The sequence below is a fragment of the Phyllobacterium sophorae genome (assembly GCF_003010965.1).
Classification (GTDB): Bacteria; Pseudomonadota; Alphaproteobacteria; order Rhizobiales; family Rhizobiaceae; genus Phyllobacterium; species Phyllobacterium sophorae.
In genome coordinates, this window is sequence record NZ_PGGM01000007.1 from 265,948 (window position 1) to 275,893 (window position 9,946).

Annotated in this window: 12 protein-coding genes, 1 tRNA gene and 3 pseudogenes; 7 read left to right on the forward strand and 9 right to left on the reverse strand. The window is 56.7% G+C overall.

Features of this window, described 5'->3' with window-relative positions:
* Positions 1-30 precede the first annotated feature (30 nt).
* The 4 genes from CU103_RS17085 (at position 31) to CU103_RS17100 (ending at position 3,308) form a co-directional block, all read left to right on the forward strand.
* Positions 31-864, forward strand: coding sequence for an ABC transporter permease (locus tag CU103_RS17085; protein ID WP_106665233.1), 834 nt, complete (start codon positions 31-33; stop codon positions 862-864).
* A gap of 4 nt (positions 865-868) precedes the next feature.
* Positions 869-1,681 (forward strand): ABC transporter permease, encoded by an 813-nt coding sequence (locus CU103_RS17090; protein ID WP_106665234.1) that lies wholly within the window; start codon positions 869-871, stop codon positions 1,679-1,681.
* Positions 1,678-3,060 carry an FAD-binding oxidoreductase gene (locus CU103_RS17095; RefSeq protein ID WP_106665235.1) on the forward strand — a complete coding sequence of 461 codons (1,383 nt, stop codon included), beginning with the start codon at positions 1,678-1,680 and terminating at the stop codon, positions 3,058-3,060. Before CU103_RS17090 ends, CU103_RS17095 begins: the two co-directional genes overlap by 4 nt.
* Positions 3,061-3,218: 158 nt before the next feature.
* Positions 3,219-3,308 (forward strand) — tRNA-Ser (locus tag CU103_RS17100).
* A gap of 170 nt (positions 3,309-3,478) precedes the next feature.
* Here the strand turns inward: CU103_RS17100 and arsH are convergent.
* The 7 genes and pseudogenes from arsH to CU103_RS17125 all read right to left on the reverse strand — a co-directional run bounded on the left by arsH (position 3,479) and on the right by CU103_RS17125 (position 6,745).
* Positions 3,479-4,180, reverse strand: a complete 702-nt coding sequence (arsH, locus tag CU103_RS17105) for an arsenical resistance protein ArsH (protein WP_410010384.1) — start codon at positions 4,178-4,180, stop codon at positions 3,479-3,481.
* A gap of 1 nt (position 4,181) precedes the next feature.
* Positions 4,182-4,610, reverse strand: coding sequence for an arsenate reductase (glutaredoxin) (gene arsC / locus CU103_RS17110; protein WP_210203776.1), 429 nt, complete (start codon positions 4,608-4,610; stop codon positions 4,182-4,184).
* Positions 4,607-5,314, reverse strand: a complete 708-nt coding sequence (locus CU103_RS17115) for an aquaporin (RefSeq protein ID WP_106665237.1) — start codon at positions 5,312-5,314, stop codon at positions 4,607-4,609. Before CU103_RS17115 ends, arsC begins: the two co-directional genes overlap by 4 nt.
* Positions 5,314-5,454: a hypothetical protein gene (locus CU103_RS31445; RefSeq protein ID WP_162707086.1), complete on the reverse strand. Its 141-nt coding sequence runs from the start codon at positions 5,452-5,454 to the stop codon at positions 5,314-5,316. The genes CU103_RS17115 and CU103_RS31445 overlap by 1 nt, the downstream gene beginning before the upstream one ends.
* Before the next feature lie 9 nt (positions 5,455-5,463).
* Positions 5,464-5,898: an arsenic resistance N-acetyltransferase ArsN2 gene (arsN2, locus tag CU103_RS32080; protein ID WP_410010385.1), complete on the reverse strand. Its 435-nt coding sequence runs from the start codon at positions 5,896-5,898 to the stop codon at positions 5,464-5,466.
* Positions 5,872-6,396: pseudogene (locus tag CU103_RS32085) on the reverse strand (arsenate reductase ArsC); the annotation flags it as partial. The pseudogene CU103_RS32085 and the gene arsN2, both read right to left, overlap by 27 nt.
* On the reverse strand, positions 6,389-6,745 hold the full coding sequence (locus CU103_RS17125) for an ArsR/SmtB family transcription factor (RefSeq protein ID WP_106665239.1): 357 nt from the start codon (positions 6,743-6,745) through the stop codon (positions 6,389-6,391). The pseudogene CU103_RS32085 and the gene CU103_RS17125, both read right to left, overlap by 8 nt.
* 43 nt (positions 6,746-6,788) lie before the next feature.
* On the opposite strand from CU103_RS17125, the pseudogene CU103_RS32805 reads away from it, so the two are divergent.
* Positions 6,789-6,899, forward strand: a pseudogene (locus CU103_RS32805) (IS1595 family transposase); the annotation flags it as partial.
* A 114-nt stretch (positions 6,900-7,013) separates the two neighbouring features.
* Here CU103_RS32805 and CU103_RS31450 read toward each other — a convergent pair.
* Positions 7,014-7,337 (reverse strand): hypothetical protein, encoded by a 324-nt coding sequence (locus tag CU103_RS31450; RefSeq protein ID WP_162707085.1) that lies wholly within the window; start codon positions 7,335-7,337, stop codon positions 7,014-7,016.
* A gap of 394 nt (positions 7,338-7,731) precedes the next feature.
* On the opposite strand from CU103_RS31450, the gene CU103_RS17135 reads away from it, so the two are divergent.
* On the forward strand, positions 7,732-9,336 hold the full coding sequence (locus CU103_RS17135; protein ID WP_162707084.1) for a CYTH and CHAD domain-containing protein: 1,605 nt from the start codon (positions 7,732-7,734) through the stop codon (positions 9,334-9,336).
* 60 nt (positions 9,337-9,396) lie between these two features.
* Here CU103_RS17135 and CU103_RS17140 read toward each other — a convergent pair whose 3' ends face one another.
* Positions 9,397-9,591, reverse strand: coding sequence for a hypothetical protein (locus tag CU103_RS17140; RefSeq protein ID WP_106665242.1), 195 nt, complete (start codon positions 9,589-9,591; stop codon positions 9,397-9,399).
* 251 nt (positions 9,592-9,842) lie between these two features.
* On the opposite strand from CU103_RS17140, the pseudogene CU103_RS32650 reads away from it, so the two are divergent.
* Positions 9,843-9,946 (forward strand): annotated as a pseudogene (locus CU103_RS32650) (polyphosphate kinase 2); the annotation flags it as partial.

Genomic DNA, 9,946 nt, shown 5'->3' on the forward strand with positions numbered 1-9,946 from the left:
TTGACTTTTTCACCACACGAAGGACTCTGAATGACCGGGAAGTCAGCCACCTCCAGAAAAATGTTGCTGTTGGCACCGCTGCTGCTGTTCCTCGGGCTTGCCTATGTGGTTCCCTTTCTTGGTGTTGTTCGCTGGAGTTTCACGCTGCCGGAGCCGGGGGTGGGCCAATACCGCGCGCTGCTCACCGACCCCCTCGTCCAGTCGGTTTTCGCCCGCACCCTGCGCATCTGCCTGGTCGTGACCGCCGCAACACTCGTCATGGCTTATGCCATCGCCTATGTCTGGGTGCGCGGCAGTTCGGTGCAGCGCATGCTGGCGGAGTTCTGCATCCTCGTCCCCTTTTGGATCTCGGTTTTGACGCGCGCCTTCGGCTGGCTGGCAATGTTGTCGAACCGCGGTCTTATCAACACATGGTTGCAGTCCGCCGGCATCATCAGCGAACCTCTGGCGCTGGCACGCAACGAGCTCGGTGTCATCATCGGCATGACGCATTTTCTCATTCCCTTTGCGGTGTTCCCGATTGCCTCAGCTATGCGCAGTATCGACGAGCGTGTCCTGCTGGCGGCACGCGGCATGGGTGCATCGCGTATCCGCATCTTCTGGACCGTCTTCGTACCGCTCACCTATGGCGGACTGATCGGCGCGGCGCTTATCGTCTTCGTCTTCGCGCTCGGCTTTTTCGTCACGCCGGCCATCCTCGGCGGCGGCCGCAGCGTCATGGTGGCGGAACTCGTTTATCTGCGCATTTTCCAGAGCCCGGATTGGGGTCTCGGTGCGGCCATCAGCGTCGTTCTGGTGCTGTTCATCGGCGTGCTCCTCGCGCTGATGCGGCGCTTCATCAAACCTGCGCACCTGGTGGGATAGGATCATGCCATCATCCCGTCCCGGCCCCGTTCTGCTCATCGCCGCAACAGCTGTCGCCCTGTTCCTGCTGATGCCGCTGATTGCCGTCGTACCGGTATCGTTCACACCGGCACGCTTTCTCTCCATGCCGTCCGGGACCCTGTCGCTGCGGCACTATCAGGCGTTGATCGATAATCCGGCCTGGGGCCAAAGCATCCTGCTCAGCCTGCGCATCGGCATTCTGTCGAGTGCCATCGCAACGGCGCTGGCCACCATGTTCGGGCTCGGTATCTGGATGTTCCAGCCGCGATTTGCTGCGGTACTGATCGGCTTCGTGCTCCTGCCACTGGTGGTACCGCCCGTTGTCTCCGCCATGACGCTGTATTTCCTGATGACCACCCTTTCGGCTTTCAACAACTGGATCGGCTATGACACCTGGCTCGGCGTTGCATTGGCGCATGCCGTGATGATCACGCCGTTCGCGGTCGTCCTCATCCTGGTTGCCCTTTATCAGGTCGACCGCCGCATCGACCTTGCTGCGCGCGGCCTTGGCGCCAATCTGGCGACACGCGCCTTCAGGATCATCATCCCCAATATCAAGTTCGGCATCGCGACGGCCGCGCTGTTGTCTTTCGTGCTTTCGTGGGAAGAGATCGGTGTCACCCTGTTTATCACCAGTGTAAACGCCATCACCCTGCCCCGCCTGATGTGGATGGGGCTGCGCGACAATATCGATCCGGCAATCGCCGCCATCTCCGTCTTGCTGATCGTGATCACGGCGGTCATACTTGGCTTTCGAATCTTCATCGAAAGACGCGGAGCGTCAGAACCCCAATGATCGCCGGCGACATTCTAGCTGACCTGCGTGAAATCGTGGGGGCAAGCGGCCTGAAGACCGGCGACGCGCTCAGTGTTCTTGATCCCGGGGCCGACCAGCACAATCTCGACGCCGGTGTCATGGTAGTCCCGCAAAATACCGCGCAGGTCGCATCCATCCTTCGTTTTTGCAACGAACACCGCATTGCCGTCGTGCCGCATGGCGGGCGCACAGGATTGGCAGGTGGCGCCGTATCGGCGATTGGAGAAATCATCCTGTCGCTCTCCGCCTTGAACAGGATCGAATCCCTCACCGCTTCCGCCGGCACCGCCATCGTCGAAAGCGGTGTCACACTGCAGGCGTTGCAAGAGGCTGCAGCGCGGGTGAACCTTTCCACCGGCATCGATATAGCTTCGCGCGGCAGCGCCACGATTGGCGGCATGATCTCGACCAATGCTGGCGGCATGGATGCTTTCCGTCATGGCGTCATGCGTCAACGCGTGCTTGGCCTCGAAGTCGTACTGCCGGATGGTTCCATCATGAGCGACATGGCACAGGTCACCAAATCCAACGAAGGGTACGACCTCAAGCAATTGTTCGTTGGCGCGGAAGGCACACTCGGGGTCGTCACACGCGCCGTCATCAGGCTTGCACCTGGCGACGAATTCACCGCCACGGCGCTCGTTGCGTGCCCCTCCGCAACCGATGCAGTCGCACTATTCCAAACACTGCAGCGCAATCGCAGCCTTAATCTCCTGCGCGCGGAATTTATGGCGCGGGAGTATTTTGCGCTGGCTTCGAGCAACCTCGGTCCCGCTTCATTGGCTGCCTTCACCCGTGCGCCCGCCTACATCATTATTGAGAGCGATGCTACCGATCAGCAAATTGCGCAAACGGCGCTGGAAGAGGCGCTGGCGGCAGCGATCGACGCAGGTCTTGTCCTCGATGCGATCCTCGCCCAAAGTGAGAAAGAGCGGAACGAAATCTGGAACATTCGCGAAGACAGCAATGTGGTCACGCGCGTCTGTCCGCACGGCTACTGGTTCGATATTTCCATTCCCTTGCAACATCTTGAAAGCTGGTTGACGCAATTCAACAACGGCATCGCCGCGTTAGGATCCGATATAAAAGGCTTCGCATTCGGCCACCTGGGCGATGGCAACCTGCATATCGGTGTTGCAGGTGAAACCGCAAAACCCGACAAAGACAAAATAAAATCAATTGTCTACGCAAATATACGCGAGACAGGCGGATCATTTTCCGCCGAGCACGGAATTGGACTCGAAAAGAAGCCGGAATTGCATGCGCTCATCGATCCGGTGAAGCTCAGGCTCATGCAGTCGATCAAGCAGATGATCGATCCCAACGGCATCATGAATCCAGGAAAGATCATTGGATAAGGAGCTTACTCGCCCAATCTCCGGAACAACCCGTCAATTAACCTCAATGGAGCAGGTTGACGCCGCAATTCGAAAAGCTATAAAGGCCGCGTGTAACGCACTGGAAACCAGAGTCTGGTTGTTCGCCCGTTGAAAAGCGGCAAGCGCTATACGAGGCTGGAAGAGTGGCCGAGTGGTTTAAGGCAACGGTCTTGAAAACCGTCGTGCGGGGAACCGTACCGTGAGTTCGAATCTCACCTCTTCCGCCAGTTACCGATATAAGTGCGAACCTTTGGATCATTTGCAGATGTCGCCATTTTTGGCAATCGGCGTGGCGGGCGTTGACCTGTTGCCCTTCTTGCCGTCGTTGAACTGCTCGATTGTGATGGCTCGCGCCAGCAACTGAGGTCACAAGGTGGTCAAAAAGTGCGGAGGAAATTCAAACCGCACTCTTGAGATTGACGCGCTTTTCCAAGTCGGCTGCACTTTCCTTGCGCTCGCTGTATCGATCCGTCAGGTATCCGGAAGTATCTCGTGTCAGTAGAGTAAATTTGACCAGTTCCTCCATCACATCGACGACGCGATCATAATAGGCCGACGGCTTCATGCGGCCGTTCTCGTCGAACTCCTGGTAGGCTTTGGCCACCGATGATTGGTTGGGAATCGTGATCATCCGCATCCAGCGCCCGAGCACCCGCATTTGGTTGACGGCATTGAACGATTGCGAACCGCCTGACACCTGCATGACCGCAAGCGTACGCCCTTGGGTGGGCCTGATCGAACCCATTGCCAGCGGTATCCAGTCGATTTGCGATTTCATCACACCTGTCATCGCTCCGTGGCGTTCCGGACTGGTCCAGACTTGGCCCTCCGACCACAGAGATAGTTCGCGCAGTTCCTGCACCTTCGGATGGTCGACCGGCGCGTCGTCAGGCAACGGCAACCCGGCCGGATCGTAAATGCGGGTTTCGGCTCCAAAATGCTCCAGCAGCCGCGCCGCCTCTTGCGTCAGGAGCCGGCTATATGAGACTTTCCGCAACGATCCATAGAGAAGCAAAATGCGCGGACAGTGCGTGGATCGCGGAGGAGAAAGCTTCGATGGTTCCGGCACCTGCAGCGCATCGGATTGAATATTCGGCAGATCAGCCAACACGCTTTCCTTCGGTATCGATTACGACCTCGCCATCTTCCTTTGTGAACGCCCCCTGTTGCGACCTTGGCAGAATGTCGAGGACCACTTCCGACGGCCGACTGAGACGCACACCTTTCTCCGTGACGACAAAAGGACGATTGATCAAGATCGGATGGGCTTCCATCGCGTCGAGCAGTTGCTCGTCGGTCAACGTCTTGTCATCCAGACCGAGTTCGGCATACGGGGTGCCTTTTTCGCGGATGGCTTGCCGGACCGTCAGTCCGGCTCTGCGGATCAAGTCTTTGAGCTCCTGACGGCTGGGTGGCGTTTTTAGATATTCGATGACGATCGGTTCGATGCCCACATTGCGGATGAGAGCCAATGTGTTGCGGGACGTGCCGCAAGACGGATTGTGGTAGATGGTGACGTTCATGGTCATTCAGCACCTTTCAGGTTGTTGAGCGCTTGGGTGGCGGGTTTCTGATCTGTCAGTATCCAACTGGCCAGCGCCATAGCCAGCAGAGCGCCGAGGAACTCTGCAATAATGAAGCCAGGCAAATCGGCGGGCCGGATGCCCGCGAAGGTGTTCGACAGGGCCCGTGCGATCGCGACGGCCGGATTGGCAAACGATGTCGAGGCCGTGAACCAGTAGGCGGCGGTAATGTAGAGTCCGACCAGCCAGGGTATTGCATCCGGCCGGAAGCGGAGGCCGGCAAGAATGGTAAAGACGAGTCCGAAGGCCGCCACGGCTTCCGCAAGCCACTGTCCCGTCCCGGTGCGAACCGTGGCCGAAACTTCGATGATTGGAAGTTCGAACATCGCGTGGGCTATGAGTGATCCGGCCATGCCACCCGCGATCTGGGCAACGATATAGAGAAATGATGCATTCGCCTCGATATCCCGCCGTAGCGCGAAGACCATCGTCACCACCGGATTGAAATGCGCGCCCGAGATTGGTCCGAGGATGGTGATCAGCACCACCAGGATCGCGCCAGTGGGGATCGTATTGCCGAGCAGGGAAAGTGCCACATCGTTGGTCAGTCGGTCGGCCATGATTCCCGAACCGACGACAGTGGTAACGAGCATCGCCGTGCCGAGTGCTTCTGCCGCGAGGCGGCGGGACAGGTCGGGTATTACAGCCATTAAGCCACCTTCGGCAGATTGCGGCCAATTTCGGACGAACAGATGGCTTGAGATATGTCCGCCATCGCATGGCCGAGCATGATACCGAGGACGTTGCACGAGGACACACACAGCGGGAGATAACGGTCGAATTCGAACATTGTATCTCCTTAGAGGGAAACGCGTCGGGTCAATACTAACGCCGTCGAAGGACAGAGACTGGAGGCCTGAGGAGTAGCCAGGATTTCAGATGGTGCCGCTGCCCTGTCGACGACGTGGAAGCCCAACTTGCCAAAAAACGGCGCAATGTCGGTCGTCAGCAAATAGCCTGACTCCGCACCCTCCGCTTCTGCGAGGCGAAGCAACAGACGCGTGATAGCACTGCCGTGACCCTTTTTCCGCAGCTGTTCTGGCACTGCGATTGAGCGCAGCAGAGCATTCTTGCCGTAAATTTCGATGCCGCCATAGCCGATGGCAGCGCCGTTCTTGTCGAAGAAGCGAAAAAATGTTCCGCTCGACTCATTGAGATCTTCGACTGGGAGCGACGCAGCGCGCAGCGCGTCCCTAAAGGCAACGTCGGATGCAGAAATCTCGTGGGCTTCGATCTTTTCGCGACGGCCAATGGCCTGCAGCTGTGTTGTTAGCCACAAATGGTCGATAGAGTCCAACGGCAGGTTTAGAAACGCGCCGATCCGGTTCTTCATGTAGCGTGCCGCCAATGAAAACGCAGTCTCCTTTTCGATATCGGTTCCCTCGACCACGGCCGGATCCTCGATACCCCAATGAGCCGTGACGGGCTGACCCGGCCAGACCGGGCACGTTTCGCCTGCGGCGGTGTCGCAGACCGTAAAGATGAAATCCATCTTCGGAGCGCCCGGGACAGCGAATTCATCCCAGCTTTTCGATCGAAAGCTTTCAGTTGGATAGCCGAGCGCGTCAAGAACCTTCAGCGCGAACGGGTTCACTTCACCCTTCGGCTGGCTTCCTGCGGAGAAAGCCCGAAAGCGGCCCTTGCCTTCCTTGGTCAAAATGGATTCAGCGAGGATCGAACGAGCAGAATTCCCAGTGCAGAGAAAGAGGACATTGTAGACATGGTCAGCCATTGAATCTCTCCTTGGGCGGACAACACGGAACGATGTCGGCGATGAGCGGTGCGCAGATATCCGGATGTCCGGCACAGCAATCCCTCAGAAGGAAATTGATCGCCTCGCGAAGGTTCTCGAAGTTGACGCGGTAAATGATCGAACGGCTCTGCCGTTCCGAAGAGATCAATCCTGCCCTAGACAGGATCGCAAGATGCGTCGACATGGTGTTCTGAGGCACGTCGAGAATTCGGGAGACTTCGCCGGCTGCGATCCCGTCGGGCTCATGCATGACGATGAGCTTGAACGCATCCATGCGAGTAGGTTGTGCAAGAGCCGAAAAGGCTTCGATGGTGCGATCTTTTTCCATATATCGGGATTTACCGATATTATGCTAGGCCGTCAAGGTTCTTCGGCTCGAGTCGCGGCTATGGGCGGAATCTTCGGCTTGCGGCCGCCAGACCTCCCTGATTGCCGGGACAGTGATGCATGGGAGGCGTCTGCCGCTTAGGACGTGGTTTCTGGTGCCTACCGGTGTGGGACCCGCAGCGGTGCTCAATTAATCGAGAAGAATGAAGCAGTGTCCTCCGTGTTGTTCATTTGTCGTTCAGGGGACAGAGCGTATGTTTAATTTTCAGTTAACATGTTGAATGCCTTCCGAAGCTTGGACCTTCGATTGGAGGACAAAATGAGAAGATTGATTTCAGGACTTTGCGCAGTCCTGCTGACGGCCGGGACGTTTGGCGTCGTCGAAACGCCAAGCGCTGCACCGCTGATAATTCAGCCACCGTTGGAAACGACAACTGCTCCAGTTGCGAACGGTGAGAAAGTCCACTACCGTCGATACTATCATCGTCATTGGAATCGTGGCCGCCACCTTGGATGGAACCGTCGATATTATCGTGGTCGCTATTATCGCCGTCCGTATTATCGCCCATACCGCCCATACTATTATCGACCATACTATGATCCCTACTACGGCGATCCGTATTATTATGGTCGCAGAAACGGCGTTTACCTTGAATTCAACCTAAGGTGAGCAGAGCGCCTCGACGAGGTTTCTAGCCAAAAGGCTGGAAGTTAGATTAAGCATGTGCCCGCTCCACCTTTTGATGCAGCGGGCACGAATGAGAGCGTCAAGTCGGCGAACATTCCTTCGATTTATATGTCATCTGCTTAACGTTATCCCGAGCGTCCGGCGAACAGCCAGAGCAACTCTTTACGACTCAGGCCGCGTTCAAGCTGTCTGATGCTTCTGGTCGGGCTGATCACGGACCGAAAGCCAATTTACCTTTTCCAAAGCTCAGTCAATTCGGTACCATGGTCCGGTTCATAAGGGATGTGGGTAGCGGCATAATGGTGGTGTCTGTCGATAACGCAGAAAATCGGCCCGAGACGGGGAAAACCGCTTCTCAGCAACAGCAGTCTGTTCCGGTCGAGACCGAGTTGAAACTGCATTGTGATCCCGAGACGCTAGTCCAATTGAGAAATTCACCCGTTATCCTTCAGTTCTCACGCAACAAGGGAAATTTCCGGCGGCTTGAAGCGACGTACTACGACACGGCAGATTATCAACTACTTTGTGCCGGCCTGACCCTCCGTGTTCGACGCAGCGGAAGGCGTTATGTGCAAACGATTAAACGCCTGTCAGACAAGGATCGGCTTTCCCGCGACGAATGGGAAGCCTCCGTGGCGGCGCTTCAACCTGATCTTGGCGCATTGCCGACCGCCGAAATCGACGAGATTTTCAGCAAGATCACCGTCAATCAGTTGGTGCCGATTTTTATCACCAAGGTTCGGCGGCATACGATCGCTGTTGACTTAACCGATGGACAAATCGAGGTGGCCTTCGATGAAGGATTGATCGAGGCAGGAGCCCTGCAGGAGCCTATATCGGAGATCGAACTCGAATTGAAACAGGGCAAGGCCGCGACTCTTTACCAGCTTGGACTGGCATTGATGGATGTTTCCTCGCTGCGTGTCGCAACGCAGTCGAAATCGGCCCGCGGCTATGCCCTTGCTTTAGGCAGTCAACCCGCTGCCTGTAAGGCGGGTAAGTCTAATTTGCGCGGCGGTGAGACTGTCGACGAGGGGATCGCCACGTTGTTGTCAGCATGCCACAACCAGATCCTGGCAAATCTTTGCCCGGCCGCAATCGGACGAGAACCGGAAGCTGTTCACCAACTGCGCGTCGCCTTGCGGCGACTGCGCGCGGCGCTTTACCTGTTGCGCCGCGAATTTGATGCTCCGTCGCTGCAGGCGCTCGACACGCAAGCCCAACGCTTTGCCCACGGGTTGGATTCAGCGCGGAATTGGGATGTCTTTATCGGCTCGACGCTTCCGGCGATCGAAAAGGCAGGCCTCGTTGACATTGAATTTTCAGGTCTGCATGCGAATTCCATGCCCTTTCATGACCAAGCGTACCTGCAGGTGCGGGAGGCAATCTCCGACCGCCAAACCAACCGTTTCCTATTGTCGCTGGGGCTCGCCATCGAACAACGAAGCTGGCGCAGCGATATCGAAAGTAAGGATCTCGCCACATTGGCTGACCCCATCGAGACGCTCGCGGCGCGCGTCCTTGCCGGGCTTGAGCGCAAGGCAAGAAAGCGCGGACGTCATTTTCGTCATATGCAACCGGAAGCACGACACAAATTACGGATTCTGTTGAAGAAATTTCGTTACGCGATGGAATTTTTCCAGCCGCTCTATGGCAATCAGGCGGCCACCCAAAAATATCTCAAGTCCCTCTCGCGACTGCAGGACGCACTCGGCGTGGCTAACGACATCCAGACCACGCGGGGATTGTTATCCGATGTGCGTGAAACGACAGAGGATTCCAACGTGCAACGTGCGATTGGCGCAGTGATTGGCTGGCAGGGCCATGTTGCGATTTCCGGGGCCGGCGGATTGAACAGATGCTGGCGCAAGTTTCTGCACACCAAATCGTTCTGGCCGCACTGACCCGCCTGATGCAAGACCCCTAATCCCGATAATTCATTCAGAATGACCGCTTGGAGGGTGCTATCTGTCCTTGCCCATGGCAATCGGTTTGCTGTCGGCATCCGCAAGCGCTGTCTTGACCGCGTTGAGAAACTCCTCGGGGCTATCGATAGAGACCGTGACACTCTTTGCTTTGTTGAAAGCATTCAGCCCGGAAAGCTTGAGCTGCCCGGTGTCCTGATCGTATCTCATTTCCTGTAGTTCTCTGAGGCGCATCTTCTCTTCCAATTGTCACGACGGGCGTCACATATCCGCAATGTCTCTGTCACAATCAAGAGTCGAAACGGTAAATCACGCCCGTTTTGGCCGCTACAGGCTTCAGGACCAAGCTGCAGGCGGAGCCTGCCTTCGAGCCGCTGGATCGACGGCACGGTTTTGATCGCGACGAAACTTTAGATTGCCGTCACGCGATCCTGGCATAAAGGGATAAAACGGGCGCAACAGTTGGCCAGATTTGGAGTGGTGCGATGACTTATTCGAAGGACAAGGGCGAAAATACGGATTGGCTGGAAGCAGAGCTCGCCGATACGCTCGACGAGGACTACGAACTCGAACTTTCCGAACCGGCGCT